This window comes from Nonomuraea longicatena (assembly GCF_039525605.1).
Taxonomy (GTDB): domain Bacteria; phylum Actinomycetota; class Actinomycetes; order Streptosporangiales; family Streptosporangiaceae; genus Nonomuraea; species Nonomuraea longicatena.
Genome location: NZ_BAAAHQ010000010.1, coordinates 54297 through 69183, shown reverse-complemented (window position 1 = coordinate 69183; position 14887 = coordinate 54297). Strand labels below are relative to the sequence as shown.

The 14887-nt window shown below is 68.6% G+C and carries 11 protein-coding genes; 5 read left to right on the top strand and 6 right to left on the bottom strand.

Annotated elements, in window-relative coordinates:
- Nucleotides 1-7: 7 nt before the first annotated feature.
- From ABD120_RS12055 to polA, 5 genes are all read right to left on the bottom strand, one after another.
- Nucleotides 8-460: a GNAT family N-acetyltransferase gene (locus ABD120_RS12055; RefSeq protein ID WP_343949883.1), complete on the bottom strand. Its 453-nt coding sequence runs from the start codon at nt 458-460 to the stop codon at nt 8-10.
- A gap of 4 nt (nt 461-464) precedes the next feature.
- Entirely contained in the window at nt 465-1538 is a 1074-nt protein-coding gene (locus tag ABD120_RS12050; RefSeq protein ID WP_343949882.1) for an epoxide hydrolase family protein, read from the bottom strand.
- A 385-nt stretch (nt 1539-1923) separates the two neighbouring features.
- Nucleotides 1924-3411, bottom strand: coding sequence for a 30S ribosomal protein S1 (gene rpsA, locus ABD120_RS12045; protein ID WP_343949881.1), 1488 nt, complete (start codon nt 3409-3411; stop codon nt 1924-1926).
- A 226-nt stretch (nt 3412-3637) separates the two neighbouring features.
- A complete protein-coding gene (locus ABD120_RS12040) occupies nt 3638-4771 on the bottom strand; it encodes a polysaccharide deacetylase family protein (protein ID WP_343949880.1) in 1134 nt (377 codons plus the stop codon).
- 506 nt (nt 4772-5277) lie between these two features.
- Nucleotides 5278-7968 (bottom strand): DNA polymerase I, encoded by a 2691-nt coding sequence (polA, locus tag ABD120_RS12035; protein WP_343949879.1) that lies wholly within the window; start codon nt 7966-7968, stop codon nt 5278-5280.
- A gap of 105 nt (nt 7969-8073) precedes the next feature.
- Here polA and ABD120_RS12030 point away from each other — a divergent pair, with 105 nt between their 5' ends.
- From ABD120_RS12030 to ABD120_RS12010, 5 genes are all read left to right on the top strand, one after another.
- The gene (locus tag ABD120_RS12030) at nt 8074-8439 is read left to right on the top strand and encodes a PaaI family thioesterase (RefSeq protein WP_343949999.1); all 366 of its coding nucleotides are present in this window, start codon (nt 8074-8076) and stop codon (nt 8437-8439) included.
- Between the two features lie 476 nt (nt 8440-8915).
- Nucleotides 8916-10217: a branched-chain amino acid ABC transporter permease gene (locus tag ABD120_RS12025; RefSeq protein ID WP_343949878.1), complete on the top strand. Its 1302-nt coding sequence runs from the start codon at nt 8916-8918 to the stop codon at nt 10215-10217.
- Between the two features lie 10 nt (nt 10218-10227).
- Complete coding sequence (locus ABD120_RS12020; protein WP_343949877.1) at nt 10228-11214, top strand: branched-chain amino acid ABC transporter permease; 987 nt, start codon at nt 10228-10230, stop codon at nt 11212-11214.
- Nucleotides 11204-12142 (top strand): ABC transporter ATP-binding protein, encoded by a 939-nt coding sequence (locus tag ABD120_RS12015; RefSeq protein ID WP_343949876.1) that lies wholly within the window; start codon nt 11204-11206, stop codon nt 12140-12142. Before ABD120_RS12020 ends, ABD120_RS12015 begins: the two co-directional genes overlap by 11 nt.
- On the top strand, nt 12139-12924 hold the full coding sequence (locus ABD120_RS12010; protein WP_343949875.1) for an ABC transporter ATP-binding protein: 786 nt from the start codon (nt 12139-12141) through the stop codon (nt 12922-12924). Before ABD120_RS12015 ends, ABD120_RS12010 begins: the two co-directional genes overlap by 4 nt.
- A 521-nt stretch (nt 12925-13445) precedes the next feature.
- Here ABD120_RS12010 and ABD120_RS12005 read toward each other — a convergent pair.
- Nucleotides 13446-14756: an ABC transporter substrate-binding protein gene (locus ABD120_RS12005; RefSeq protein WP_343949874.1), complete on the bottom strand. Its 1311-nt coding sequence runs from the start codon at nt 14754-14756 to the stop codon at nt 13446-13448.
- Nucleotides 14757-14887: the final 131 nt, after the last annotated feature.

The window sequence follows — 14887 nt, the reverse complement described above, 5'->3', positions numbered from 1 at the left end:
CCGATCATCAGGCCGTCGTACGCCGCAGGTGGACCAGCGTCAGATGGTCGTCCATGCGCTCCCTGCGGGTCTCGCGGTAGCCGAGCCTGCGGTACAGCCGCAGGTTGCCCTCCGACAGGTGGCCGGTGAACAGGTCGAACGCCTGGGCCCCCGCCTGCTCGTGCAGCGCCGCCATCAGCGCCGTGCCGATGCCGCCGCGCTGCCGGTCCGGGGCCACCACCAGGCGGCCCACCAGGCAGGTCGGGCCCGTCGTCCGGCCGCGTACCGAGCCGACGATACGGCCGTCCTCCACCGCCTTCAGGACCAGGGCGGACCCGACCGACGCACGCACCTGCTCCAGCGCCTCCACCAGCGGGGGGATGAACGGGTCGCCGTACAACTGGGCCTCGCCGACGTAGGCCGCGCGCTGGAGGGTGAGGATCTGCCCGGAGTCGGCCGCGACGGCACGCTCGATCACCATGGCGTCACTCTAGTCCTCCGAAGAACTCCCGCAGGCTGGCGACGGCCGAGCCCGGGACCGCCATCGCGACCATGTGGCTCGGGCTCTCGTACCCGGCCCAGTGCCTGATGTCGTTCTTCTGCTCGGCCAGCGTCCTGAACTCCTGCGGGCCGCCGTGCGAGACGCCCGTCGGCACCACGTCCTGGTCGATCGGCAGGCCCGCCGCGCCGTCGTAGTACGTCCACGAGGAGGTGGCGCCCGAGTTCGTCAGCCAGTACACGCTCGCGGTGGCGAGGACCAGGTCGCGGGGCAGCGTCTCGGCACCGGTCCAGCCGTCGAACTCGTGGAAGCGTTCGACCAGGTAGGCGAGCTGTGCCACCGGCGAGTCCGCGAAGCCGTGGCCGAGCGTCTGCGGGCGGGCGCTCAGGTACGGGCCGTAGCCACTGCCCTGCTCCCACCAGCCGCCGTCGGGAATGCCGAGACCGCCGGTGATGTGCGAGCCGATCACCCGATCCGGGAAGAGCGCGGCCAGTTGCGGGGTGACCAGGGCACCCGCGTCGTTGCCGTGCGCACCGTAGCGGTCGTGGCCGAGCCGTTCCATCAGCACGGCCCAGGTACGGGCGACCCGCTCCACACTCCACGGCTCGGTGTCAGTGGGCCCGGGGAAGTATGAGAAGCCGAAGCCCGGCAGCGACGGGGCCACCACGTGGAAGGCGAGCGCCGGGTCCAGGCCGTGGGCGCGGGGGTCGGAGAGCGGCCCGATCACGTCGAGGAACTCGACGATGGAGTTGGGCCAGCTGTGGGTCATGATCAGTGGTACGGCGTGCGGCTCCGGCGAGCGCTGGTGGATGAAGTGGACGCGCTGGCCGTCCACGTCGGTCACATAGTGGTCGAAGGCGTTCAGCCGCGCCTCCACGGCCCGCCAGTCGAACCCGTCGGCCCAGTGTTCGGCCAGCTCGCGCAGGTAGGCGACGGGCACACCCCGATCCCATCCGGCTCCGGGCAACTGCCTGGCCCAGCGCGTACGGCGCAGCCGCTCCCGCAGATCGTCGAGGTCGGCCTGAGGAATACGGACGCTGAAACGCTCGATCTCGTTCATGAATCCAGCCTGACAGGCAACGCGGCAAGGACCGTTCCGCATTTCCCCTCAGCTCGCACTACGGCACCCAGCGCCTGGGCCGACACCCACCGGGGCGGCGCCACCTCCCTCAGACCGCACAACGGCACCCCACATCTCGGCCGACACCCACCGGGGCGGCGCCACCTCCCTCAGACCGCACTACGGCACCCCACATCTCGGCCGACACCCACCCGGCGGCGCTGCCGTCCATCGCCTCTCGGCCTGAGCTGCCGGCCGCAGACGGCCGCGACGCGGTGGCCGGCTTCGGTGGAGCCGCGTACCACAGGCCGAAGGCCCCGCACCGGAGTCGGTGCGGGGCCTTCGGGTGTGCTCAGCTCAGCCGAGCCTCGGCCTCAGCCGAGCCTCAGCTCTGGCCGCCCGCGAGCTTCTCGCGCAGGGCCGCGAGAGCCTCGTCGGACGCGAGCGCGCCACTCGCCGGAGCCGTCGAAGAGGAAGACGAGCTGGACGGAGCCTGCGTCTCACCGCTGTAGGACGAGGGAGCGGCCTCTCCGGCCTCCGCCTCGGCCTTGCGGGCCTCCTCGATCTGCTTCTTGTGGGCCTCGAAGCGGGTCTGAGCCTCGGCGTACTGCCGCTCCCACTCCTCGCGCTGGCGGTCGAAGCCCTCCAGCCACTCGCCCGTCTCCGAGTCGAAGCCCTCGGGGTAGATGTAGTTGCCCTGGTCGTCGTAGGTCGCCGCCATGCCGTACAGCGTGGGGTCGAACTCGACCTCGGTGCCGACGCCCTCGTTGGCCTGCTTCAGCGAGAGGCTGATGCGACGGCGGTCGAGGTCGATGTCGATGATCTTGACGAAGATCTCGTCGCCGACCTGGACGACCTGCTCCGGGATCTCCACGTGGCGCTCGGCCAGCTCGGAGATGTGGACCAGGCCCTCGATGCCCTCCTCGACCCGGACGAACGCGCCGAACGGCACCAGCTTGGTGACGCGGCCCGGCACGACCTGGCCGATCTGGTGGGTGCGGGCGAACTGCTGCCACGGGTCTTCCTGCGTCGCCTTGAGCGACAGCGACACGCGCTCGCGCTCCATGTCGACGTCGAGGACCTCGACCGTGACCTCCTGGCCGACCTCGACGACCTCGGAGGGGTGGTCGATGTGCTTCCAGGACAGTTCGGACACGTGGACCAGACCGTCGACGCCGCCGAGATCGACGAAGGCGCCGAAGTTGACGATCGAGGACACGACGCCCTTGCGGACCTGACCCTTCTGCAGGGTGTTGAGGAAGGTCTGGCGGACCTCGGACTGCGTCTGCTCCAGCCAGGCGCGGCGCGACAGAACCACGTTGTTGCGGTTCTTGTCGAGCTCTATGATCTTCGCTTCGAGCTCGCGGCCGACGTACGGCTGCAGATCGCGGACACGGCGCATCTCGACCAGGGAGGCCGGGAGGAAGCCGCGCAGGCCGATGTCGAGGATGAGACCACCCTTGACGACCTCGATGACGGTACCGGTGACGATGCCGTCCTCGTCCTTGATCTTCTCGATCGTGCCCCAGGCGCGCTCGTACTGAGCACGCTTCTTGGACAGGATCAGGCGGCCCTCCTTGTCCTCCTTCTGGAGAACCAGGGCCTCGACGTGCTCGCCGACCTCGACGACGTCCGCCGGATCCACGTCGTGCTTGATCGAGAGCTCACGCGAAGGGATAACGCCCTCGGTCTTGTAGCCGATGTCGAGAAGGACCTCGTCTCGATCGACCTTGACGACGGTGCCCTCGACGATGTCGCCGTCGTTGAAGTACTTGATGGTCTCGTCGATCGCTGCGAGGAAGGCTTCCTCGGACCCGATGTCGTTGACCGCTACCTGCGGGGTGCTCGAGGTGGCCTCGGTGCTGCTCGTCATGTGTGGAATTGCTCCGAACGCGGACAGGATGTCGATGTGGCGATGCGCGGTAGGCCCTCTTCCGCATCAAGCCGAGCAGTTACGACATCGACGTGACCGAGCGCGAGCCCGCTCCGTCTGAGGCGCGCGCGAGCCCACAGCGCAGCGATCAGCATATGAGACCTTCGGGCGGGGGTCAATCCGACAGCCGCCAACAGAACTGCTGGAATGGCGTGGCGCGGCCCGGTTAATACGCGTTGACCTGCGCTCTCCGCTTGGGATTGATATTACCCCGAAGTTTGCGCGGGACCGATACACGCTCGGGGTCGCCGTCGGAGACGTACCGCCAGCCCGGGCGCTTGTCGAGCCACTCCAGCCAGTACTGCGAGCACCACTTGCGGCATTCGCCCTTCTTGCCGTTGCTCTGGATGCGCTGGATCGCTCCGGGATCGTAGTCCTTGGAGAAGGGCGACAGGGACGGCTCGGCCCCGGCGAGGAAGACGCCGTCGAAGGAGAAGCGGGTGCCGTCCCACTCGCCCTTGCGCGCCGTCTTCTTCTTGCGGGGCAGGTTCCCGTACGGCAGCGCCAGCGTCCGCGACGGCGGCACGCCGAGCTTGGCCAGCATCCGCTCCAGCCTGACGATGTGCTCGCGCACCTTCTTGGCCGGCAGGACGCGCAGGTTCGGATGCCCCCAGGTGTGGTTGGCGACCTCGTGGCCGCGCTCGTGCAGCCACTTCACCGCCTCGGCCTGCTTCTCCCGCTCACGCAGGCCGAACGGCTGCTGGTTGACCCAGAAGGTGGCCACCGGGCGGAACGACGGGTACTCGGCCGCCACCTCGTGGATGATGGCCACGGCGGTGTCCTTCTTCGGCTGCCCGTCGGGGCCGAGACGGAAGTGGGTCTCGTGGCCGTCGTCGAACGTGAGCACGACCGGGAACTTCCCCGCGGGCACCCGGATGCGGCCGGCCGCGAAGTCGCGGGCGGTGATGGGCACGTATCCGCTCTTGGCCAGCCGCACGAGTTCCTTGCGCAGTTGCGCGGGGGTCCGGTCGATCGAGGCCACGCGCTTGCGGACGATCCGGTGGTACATGATCACCGGGATCAGGCCCGCCTCGTTGGCCTTCACCTGCCTGGCGAAGTCAGGGGTGGCGACGACCGGGGGCGGCTCGCTCGCGAGCGGCCCCGAGGGCCCGCCAGTGGGCGGCACGGCGGGCGGCACTGCGGGCGGGGCATTCGGCGGCGGCTTCGACGCGGACTGTCCGGCCGTGGCCGCTTCCGGCGACTGTTCGGCGGGGCCGCTACCGGACATCACGATCAAGGCCACTACGGCGATGAGGATGATGGCGGCGTTGGCGATGCCGATGGCTCGGGTGACAGACACAGAGGCTGGAGGCCGCACGAAACTCCCGTACCGATCGCGGAAAACTCACCTCCCAGGCTAGTCCAACCCAAGCCCCCACATGCCCACCAATCCCCCCAACCCACCCCGCACATCACCCCTTAAAACCACCCAAAACCCCCAACAATCAACAGGTTTCGCATCTGACACATCGACCCCAACAGAACCCCACACATCACCGAACATCCGGCCGCAGCACCTCCCATCCCCCGGCGCACCCGGCCTCACCTCGCTGTAGGCGCGAGGCGCGAGGCGTCAAAGGGCCCAGCCGGGCCGGGCCAGTGGGACAAGGGCGGAGTCGTCACGGCGGGAAGCCGCACCCGGACAGGGGCGGTGGGCGCGGCGCCACGCTCACGGCGGCGGTGAGGCGTGGGCGGCGGCTTCGCCGTAACCCATGGGCCGAACCCCATGAGCCGTGACAGATGAGCCGTGACAGACGTGGAGCGGACCGCGCAGACGAGGGCGGCCCGCGACAGCGGGCGGGCCGGTCAGTGGCCCGCGTCCTCCCAGGTGCGGCCGGTGCCGACGGAGACCTCCAGCGGCACCCGCAGCTGGTAGGCGGCGTTCATCTGCTCGCGCACCACCTCCGTCAGCACCTCCAGTTCGCCCGGCGCCACCTCGAACACCAGCTCGTCGTGGACCTGGAGCAGCATCCGCGACCGCAGCGCGGCCTCCCCCAGTGCCCGCCGCACGTTGAGCATCGCGACCTTGATGATGTCGGCCGCCGACCCCTGGATCGGCGCGTTGAGCGCCATGCGCTCGGCCATCTCCCGCCGCTGCCGGTTGTCGCTGGTCAGGTCGGGCAGGTAGCGGCGCCGTCCCATGATCGTCTCGGTGTACCCGTCGGCGCGCGCCTGCGCGACGATCGCCTGCAGGAAGTCGCGCACGCCGCCGAACTCCTGGAAGTACTCCTCCTTCAGCTCCCGTGCCTCGGCGACCGGGATGTTGAGCTGCCCGGACAGCCCGAAGTCGGACAACCCGTAGGCCAAGCCGTAGTTCATCGCCTTGATGCGCGCCCGCAGCTCGCCGTCCACCTGCTCGGGCGGCAGGTCGAACACGCGCGAGGCGGTCGCCTGGTGGAAGTCGTGGCCGGACTCGAAGGCGGCGATCAGCGACTCGTCGCCCGACAGGTGGGCCATGATGCGCAGCTCGATCTGGCTGTAGTCGGCCGTCAGCAGCGTCTCGTGCCCGCCGCCGACCGTGAAGCCCTGCCGGATGCGGCGCCCCTCGGCCGTGCGGATCGGGATGTTCTGCAGGTTGGGCTTCTCCGACGACAGGCGGCCGGTCGCGGCGATGATCTGGTTGAAGGTGGTGTGGATGCGCCCGTCGTCGGCGATCTCCTTGATCAGCCCTTCGACGGTCTGGCGCAGCTTCTGCTGGTCGCGGTGGCGCAGCATGATGACGGGCAGCTCGTGCTCGGTCTGTGTGGCGAGCCAGGCGAGCTGGTCGGCGTCGGTGGAGTAGCCGGTCTTGGTGCGCTTGGTCTTGGGCAGGTTGAGCTTGTTGAAGAAGATCTCCTGCAGTTGCTTGGGCGAGCCCAGGTTGAACTGCTCGCCGACCACGCGGTGCGCCTCCTCGACGGCCTGCTTGACGGCGGCGGCGAACTGCGCCTCCATGCCCGTGAGGTAGTCGCGGTCGACGGCGATGCCCGCCCGCTCCAGCTCGGCCAGCACCCGGACGAGCGGCAGTTCGACGTCGGCGAGCAGGTGGGTGCCGCCGCGCTCGGCCAGGAACCCCTCCAGCGCGTCGGCCAGTTCGCGCACGACGTGGGCGCGCAGCGCGAGGTCCTTGGCCGGGGCGTCCTCGTCGTCGCCGAACAGCGCCGCCTGGCCGTCGCTCTCCTCCTCGACCTTCAGGTCGCGGTGAAGGTATCGCCGGGCGAGGTCCTCCAGGGCGAAGGTGCGCTGGCCGGGCATGGCGAGGTAGGCGGCGAGCGCGGTGTCGCAGCTGAGCCCGCGCAGGTCGAGGCCCTGGGTCCACAGGGCGAGCAGCGGCCCCTTGGCGTCGTGGACGGCCTTGGGCCGCCGCTCGTCGGCCAGCCACTCGCTCAGCGCGGCGAAGTCGGCCTCGGTGAGCTTGGCCGGGTCGATGTGAGCGGCGCCGCCGTCGGGCGAGGCGACCGCGATGGCGTCGATGCGGCCGGTGCCGCTGCCGTAGGAGCCCTTGAAGGCGAGGCCGGCCCGCCCTTCGGGCAGCGCGGCCAGCCAGCCGCCGACCCGGTCGGGACCGAGGATGAAGGTCTCGACCTCGAAGCCCTGCTCCGGTTCGCTCTCGGCGCTGCCGAGCGTCTTGAAGACGCGCTCGCGCAGCTCGCCTCTGATCTGCAGCGAGTCGAAGATGCGGTTGACCGCCTCGCGGTCCCAGTCGCCCTGGGTGAGCTGGTCGAGCTCGACGTCCACGGGCACGTCGCGCAGCAGTTCGGTCAGCCGCCGGTTCATGAGGACCTGGGCGACGTGGTCGCGCAGCTTGTCGCCGACCTTGCCCTTGACCTCGTCGACCCGGTCGACGAGCGCGGTGAGCGAGCCGAACTCGCGCACCCACTTGGCGGCGGTCTTCTCGCCGACGCCGGGAATGCTGAGCAGGTTGTCGCTGGGGTCGCCGCGCAGCGCGGCGAAGTCGGGGTACTGCTGCGGGGTGAGCTGGTACTTCTCCTGGACGGCCGCGGGGGTGAAGCGGGTCATGTCGCTGATGCCGCGCCTGGTCATGAGTACGGTCACCCGCTCGTCGACCAGTTGCAGCGCGTCACGGTCGCCGGTGACGATCAGCACGTCCATGTCGGCCGCCGAGGCGCGGGTGGCAAGGGTGGCGATGAGATCGTCGGCCTCGAAGCCCGCCTTGGACAGGCGGGGGATGCGCAGGATGTCGAGCAGCTCGTAGATGAGCTGCATCTGCCCTTTGAAGTCTTCCGGCGTCTCGCTCCTGTTGGCCTTGTACTCGGCGTACTCTTCGTGCCTGAACGTGGGCTCCGACCGGTCGAAGGCCACGGCCACATGGGTGGGCTGCTCGTCGCGCAGGACGTTGGTCAGCATGGAGGTGAACCCGTAGACCGCCTCGGTGTGCTGACCGTCGGTGGTCATGAGGTTGGCGTCCTTGAGCGCGTAGAAGGCGCGGTAGGCCAGGGAATGGCCGTCAAGGAGCAGCAGGCGGCTGCGGTCAGGGGTCACTTCACTCTTTGGCACACTCGCAGCCTAGTCTCCATCTGCGACAGAAACCCTGAGCTCGGAAGAGTGGAGGCTCGTCCTTTGAGTGAGAAAGACCCTTCGTCCGCGATCACCCCGATCCATATGGGCACCCTGGCCGACCGGATGGGCATCGAGTTCCTCGAGGCGGGGCCCGACCGGGTGGTGGGCCGCATGCCGGTCGAGGGCAACAAGCAGCCGTACGGCCTGCTGCACGGCGGCGCGTCGGTGGTGCTCGCCGAGACCCTCGGCTCCGTGGGCGCCGCCCTGTTCGCCGGCGAGGGCATGATCGCGGTGGGCATCGAGATCAGCGCCAGCCACCATCGCTCGGCCACGGACGGACACGTCACGGGCGTGGCGACCCGGCTGCACGGCGGCCGCACGCTGGCCACCTACGACATCGAGATCAGCGACGACCAGGGGCGGCGCGTGTGCACCTCCCGTCTGACCTGCATGCTGCGCGAGGGTTAGCCTCTGCTGTCCCTCGGGACGAGTTCCGCGCTCTCTTTGCACAGGGCCCCCGAGGGTCGCTACGGTTGTCCGAGCAGAGCCCGCGGGGAGGCCGAGTAGATAACGTGTCGGGCCGGGGAAGCCCGACATGGCCCCAAAGGTCCCCCTCGGGCTCGTCTTATTCTCCTGCGGACTGGTTAATCCAGTCATCCCACCTTTTCGGGCCGAAGTTCGCCCCACTCCTTCTCCACCGGTCATTCACCCGTGTTTCCCGAGGTCTGGCCGAGCCGCCAGGTGCGTAACACAATTTAGCCCCTGACCTGGCCTCTTCTTTGCTCACATCACCGACACGCACGCATCACTAATTGGTGACGAACGGTTCGGAATCGGACGACTCCGGAATAGTCTTCCGCCACAGCATCCCAGTTGTGCCTGCGATGCCCGCGTGTCGAGATGGAGGGGTACAACCCCGCCTTGACCTTATTGAGGGAGCACCATTGCGCAGAGCCGTGATCGCGTTCACGGCCTTCCTGGGTGGACTCGTCTTCCTGCTCGCCGCCCCCGCCTACGCGGGTCCAGACGGCTGCCAGGGAGTGAAGGGCACACTCAAACTCCAAGGCCAGCCAGTGAACGGCGCCAAGGTCGTCGTGACCACTGAAGACGGAAAACCCGTCAAGGAGGTCACCAGCAACGCCGAGGGCACATGGGAAGTCCAGGTCGACAAACCCGGTAAGTACAAGGTCACCCTGGATGTGGGGAGCCTTCCGCCGAACTCGGAGGTGCGCGGCGGCACCAACGTGCGCACGCCGACGGTCTACGAGAAGAACTGCTCCAGCGTCCTGTTCGCCCTGCAGCCGAAGGGCGGTGCGGGCCAGCAGACGCCCGGCGGCGCCGACGGCGAGTCCGGCACCAGCGGCTTCTGGCAGCAGGCGGCCCAGCTCACCTTCGAAGGCCTCAACCTGGGCCTCATCATCGCCATGGCCGCGATGGGCCTGTCGCTCATCTTCGGCACGACCAAGCTGACCAACTTCGCGCACGGCGAGCTCGTCACGTTCGGCGCGCTCATCGCCTACATGTTCAACGCGGGCGTCGGCCTCGGCGTCATCCCCTCGGCGATCATCGCGATCATCGCGGGCGGCGCCTTCGGCTACGCGCAGGACCGCTTCTTCTGGGGGCAGTTGCGCAGGCGCGGCACCGGCATCATCGCCATGATGATCATCTCGATCGGTGTCGCCGTCTTCCTCCGCTCGCTGTTCCTGTTCCTGTTCGGGGGCAGCAGCGAGCCGTTCACCGAGTTCAACGCCCAGGCGGGCATCACCGTCGGCCCCATCACCGCGGCGCCCAAGAACTTCATCATCATGGGCATCGAACTGGTGGTCCTCACGGTCGTCGCCATCGCACTGCTGAAGACCCGCACCGGCAAGGCCGCCCGCGCCGTGGCCGACAACCCCGCGCTGGCCGCCTCCTCCGGCATCAACGTCGACCGGGTCGTCCGCGTCATCTGGACGGCGGGCGGCGCCATCGCCGCGCTCGCCGGCATCATGCTGGGCCTGTCGCAGACCGTGAAGTTCTCGATGGGTCAGGAGATCCTGCTGCTCATCTTCGCCGGAGTGACCCTCGGCGGGCTCGGCACCGCGTTCGGCGCGCTCGTCGGCTCGCTCATCGTCGGCCTGTTCATCCAGATCTCCACCCTCTGGATCTCGCCCGAGCTGAAGAGCGTGGGCGCCCTGGCCGTACTCATCATCGTCCTGCTCTTCAGGCCCCAGGGCATCCTGGGCCAGCGCGAGCGGATCGGCTGACGGGGGAATCATGGACTGGCTCAACATTCTGGTCACCACCGTCGAAGCCGCCGTCGGCGTCGACACGGTCTTCTATATGCTGGCCGCGATCGGCCTCAACATCCACTTCGGCTACACCGGCCTGCTCAACTTCGGCCAGGCGGCCTTCCTCGCCGTCGCGGCCTACGGCCTGGCCGTCACGATCGCCACCTTCCAGCTCCCCTTCTTCCTCGGCATCGGCATCGGCCTGGTCGGGGTCGTGATCCTCGCGCTGCTGCTCGGCATCCCGACACTGCGGTTGCGCGCCGACTACCTGGCCATCGTCACGATCGCGGCCGCCGAGATCGTCCGCCTGATCTTCCGCTCGGTGACCTTCAAGGAGGTCTTCGGCGGCTCGGACGGCCGGTACGGCTTCACCGAGCAGTTCTTCGCGATGAACCCCTTCCCCAAGGGCGAGTACGGCATCGGCCCGTTCGGCTTCAACGAGCGCGTCTCCTGGGTGCTCCTCGTCGGCTGGGTGCTCGTCGCACTGTCGTGCACGGTCGTCTACCTGGCCATGAGGAGCCCGTGGGGCCGTGTGCTGAAGGCCATCCGCGAGGACGAGGAGGCCGTGCGCGCGCTGGGCAAGAACGTGTTCTCGTACAAGATGCAGGCGCTGGTCCTGGGCGGCCTGATCGGCAGCTTCGGCGGCTTCATCTACGCCCTGGGCTACGCCTCGGTACAGCCCGACACGTTCGCGACGGAGCTGACGTTCTACGCGTACACGATCGTCATCCTGGGCGGGGCCGCCCGCGTGCTCGGCCCCGTGGTCGGCGCGATGATCTTCTGGGTGCTGCTGGTGTTCCTGGGCAACCTGCTCAACGAGCTGATCGGCGCGGGCTACATCTCCTTCATGGAGGTCCACCAGGTCGGTCCCGTCCGCTTCATGTTCGTGGGCATCGGCCTCATCCTGCTGCTGGTCTTCCGACCACAGGGGATCTTCGGCGACAAGAGGGAGGTCGCACTCGATGCACGCTGAGACCCAGACCACCGCGCGCAAGACCGAGGCGCTGGAGGCGTTCAAGGACCTCGCGCGCGAGCCGGGGGTCCGCAAGCCGGACCCGATCCTCGTGGTCGACGACGTGGTGCGGCGCTTCGGCGGCCTCACGGCGGTCAACGTCGAGCACGTGGAGATCCAGCGGGGCTCGATCACCGCGCTCATCGGCCCCAACGGCGCGGGCAAGACCACGTTCTTCAACCAGCTCACCGGTTTCGACACCGCCGACGCCGGCCAGTGGACGTTCAACGGCGCCAAGATGAACGGCGTGCCCGCCCACAAGGTGGCGCGCACCGGCATGGTGCGCACCTTCCAGCTGACCAAGGCGCTGTCGAAGCTCACCGTCATCGAGAACATGCGGCTCGGAGCGCAGTCCCAGAAGGGCGAGAGCTTCTTCCGCGCCTTGATCCCGAGCCTGTGGCGCGGGCAGGAGGACGAGATCACCGCCCGCGCCGACGACCTGCTGGCGCGTTTCAAGCTCGACAAGAAGCGCGAGGACTTCGCCGGATCCCTGTCCGGCGGCCAGCGCAAGCTGCTGGAGATGGCCCGCGCGCTCATGGTCGGCCCCGAGCTGGTCATGCTCGACGAGCCGATGGCGGGCGTCAACCCTGCGCTCACGCAGTCGCTGCTCGGTCACGTCAAGGACCTGCGCGAGCAGGGCATGACGGTGCTGTTCGTCGAGCACGACATGGACATGGTCCGCGACATCAGCGACTGGGTCATCGTGATGGCGCAGGGCGCGGTCATCGCGGAGGGCCCGCCGGACACGATCATGTCGGACCCGCGCGTGATCGACGCCTATCTGGGCGCCCACCACGACGCGCCGCTGTCGAGCGAGGAGCTAGAGGAGCAGCTCCAGGAGGCCGAGGCCGAGCTTGAGGCCGAGGCCGAAGAGGAGGCAGGCAAGTGACCACCACCCCCGACTCCCAGTCCGCCGTCACCGACCGCTCCGACCACCTGGCCGGGGCCGAGGAGGCCGTGCTGAGGTGCGACGAGCTGATCGCCGGATACCTTCCGGGCGTCAACATCCTCAACGGCGCCGACCTCTACGTGAAACCGGGCGAGCTGATCGGCATCATCGGCCCCAACGGAGCCGGCAAGTCGACACTGCTCAAGGCCATGTTCGGGCTGGTCAACATCCGCACGGGCACGGTGGTGCTCAAGGGTGAGGACATCACCAACATGAAGGCGCACCAACTGGTCTCGCGGGGGGTCGGCTACGTCCCGCAGACCAACAACGTCTTCCCGAGCCTCACCATCGAGGAGAACCTCGAAATGGGCGCCTACCAGGCGCCCGCCAAGTTCAAGGAGCGCTTCGAGTTCGTCACCGACCTGTTCCCGGCGCTCAAGGAGCGCCGCAAGCAGCGGGCGGGCTCACTGTCGGGCGGTGAGCGGCAGATGGTCGCGATGGCCAGGGCGCTCATGACCGAACCGTCGGTGCTGCTGCTCGACGAGCCGTCGGCGGGGCTGTCGCCCAAGCTGCAGGACCTGGTCTTCATCCAGGCCCAGCAGATCAACAAGGCCGGGGTGACGGTGATCATGGTGGAGCAGAACGCGCGGCGCTGCCTGCAGATCTGCCATCGCGGGTACGTCCTCGACCAGGGCCGCAACGCCTACTCCGGCACCGGCGCGCAACTGGCCAACGACCCGAAGGTCATCGAGTTGTACCTGGGCACACTGGCCCGGGCGTAATACGGATAGTTCCAGAGAAGGGGTCCTTTCGGGCCCCTTCTCTGCGTAAGTGAGCGAGTGCGAAGTATCGCCCCTACCGCATTGACACCGGGGATGCGCATGCGCTGAAAACCGCACCGGCCGACACCTACGCCCAGGTCGTCACCGTCATCGGCTACGCCCGGCCGCCCGTCGCTCCCGTCGGGTGCGAGGGCGAGCAGAACATCGAGACCCCCGTCCTCGGCCGGGGGCGCGGAACCGTCCAGAAAGTCTCGCGCCTGCCCGGCGACCTGCCGGAGACCGTACCCAGGGCCGCGCGTACCACAGCCGGGCCGAGCAGGCGCTGGGCGGGCCCTGGAACACGCCGAGCCGGCCCTGTTCGCGCCTTTGCCCACGCCGGGCGGGCGCCGACGTCCCTCGCCCCGGGTCAGGGTGTGTTCGGTCGGGGGCCACCGCGCGGCGGCGGAGCACGATCGGCGCCGGGTGCGCAGGCCGAAGCCCCGGACCCCCGTGCGGGGATCCGGGGCCCTGGCTCCGGTGGCTCAGCCGGCCACGTTGCCCGTGCGGTACTCCACGGCCTTCGGCGGGTAGGTGTTCTTCTTGCCGTACTCGTAGATGCCGATCGTCGCCGTGGCCGGGTCACCGGCCTCGTTGAACTCGACCGGGCCGCTGACGCCCTCGTAGTCGATGTCCTTGCCGGCCTTCATCAGCTCGGAGCACGACTTGAAGTCGTTGCACTTCTCGCCGCCCTTGCTGACCTCCATCAGCTTCGAGGCGATGTCGGGGCCCGCGTCGCTCTTGGCGGCCTCGGCGGCCAGCGCGATCAGGTTGGCGGCGTCGTAGGACTCCGGCGCGTAGCTGAAGTCGGTCAGCTTGCTGTTGATCTCCAGCAGCTTCTTCTGGAACGCGTCGGGGGAGGCGGCGCCCGGCAGCGTGCCCTTGACGCCCTTCAGCGTGTTCTCGGGGAACTTCGTGTAGTTGCTGTTCGACAGGTTGCCGTCGACCATGTACCACTTGTGCTTGTCGGCGGTGAGACCCTGCTTGACCAGTTCCTGGATGACCTTGGCGGTCTCGTCGAAGCCGACGAGCACGATGCCCTTCGGGTTCTTGGCCTTGACCTTGGCCACGTCGGCGGAGAAGTCGGCGGCCTTCGGGTCATAGATGACCTTCTCCACGATCTCGCCGCCACCGGCCTTCACGGCCGCCTCGGTGGAGTCCGCCAGGCCGACGCCGTAGGAGTCCTGCATGGCGAGGATCGCGACCGTGTCGTTGCCGTCGGCGACGGCGAGGTCGCCCAGCACGCGGCCCTGGAGCAGGTCGGGCGGCGCCGTACGCCAGAACAGGCCGTTGTCCTTGTAGGTGGTCAGCTCGACCGAGGTGTTGGCGGGCGAGAACTGCACCACGCCCGCGCCGGTGATCTTGTCGATGACCGACAGCGTCACCGACGAGGAGGCGGCGCCGATGATGGCGTCCACCTTCTTGCCGAGGAGGCTGTCGACCGACTGCGAGGCGATCTGCGTGGTGGTGTCGCCGGAGTCGGTGTGCGAGACGGAGACCTGCTTGCCGAGGACGCCGCCCGCGTCGTTGATCTCCTTGACCGCCAGGTCGACGCCGGCGAACTCGGGCGGGCCGAGGAAGGCGAGGGAGCCGGTCTGCGGGAGGAGGGTGCCGAGGGTCAGGGTGCCGTCGCCCTTGCTCGCGGCGGGCGCCGAAGAGGAAGCCGGCGCCGCCGAATCGGTGGCCGGGGCAGAGGCTGTGGTGCCCGAGTCGCCACCGCCTCCACAGGCCGTCAGGGCGAGGCTCGCGGCGGCCGCGACCGCGAGTGCGCGCCCGAAGGGGGCAATGCGGGTCATGAAGTGTCTCCTTCATCCAGGCCGGGAGGCTGTCAGCACCGCCGACGTTCCCGATCGAATGAGCGAAACGTACAAAAAGCTACGCACTTCGAGCTAGATGCCGGGAAGAACTGTCGGCACTTGGATGCGGA

What these genes read in the sequence shown, in the direction of transcription:
- ABD120_RS12020 (WP_343949877.1), top strand. Translation starts at nt 10,228, where the DNA reads ATGGACTGGCTCAACATTCTGGTCACCACCGTCGAAGCCGCCGTCGGC.
- ABD120_RS12050 (WP_343949882.1), bottom strand. Translation starts at nt 1,538, where the DNA reads ATGAACGAGATCGAGCGTTTCAGCGTCCGTATTCCTCAGGCCGACCTC.
- ABD120_RS12015 (WP_343949876.1), top strand. Translation starts at nt 11,204, where the DNA reads ATGCACGCTGAGACCCAGACCACCGCGCGCAAGACCGAGGCGCTGGAG.
- ABD120_RS12030 (WP_343949999.1), top strand. Translation starts at nt 8,074, where the DNA reads ATGGGCACCCTGGCCGACCGGATGGGCATCGAGTTCCTCGAGGCGGGG.
- ABD120_RS12055 (WP_343949883.1), bottom strand. Translation starts at nt 460, where the DNA reads ATGGTGATCGAGCGTGCCGTCGCGGCCGACTCCGGGCAGATCCTCACC.
- ABD120_RS12005 (WP_343949874.1), bottom strand. Translation starts at nt 14,756, where the DNA reads ATGACCCGCATTGCCCCCTTCGGGCGCGCACTCGCGGTCGCGGCCGCC.
- rpsA (WP_343949881.1), bottom strand. Translation starts at nt 3,411, where the DNA reads ATGACGAGCAGCACCGAGGCCACCTCGAGCACCCCGCAGGTAGCGGTC.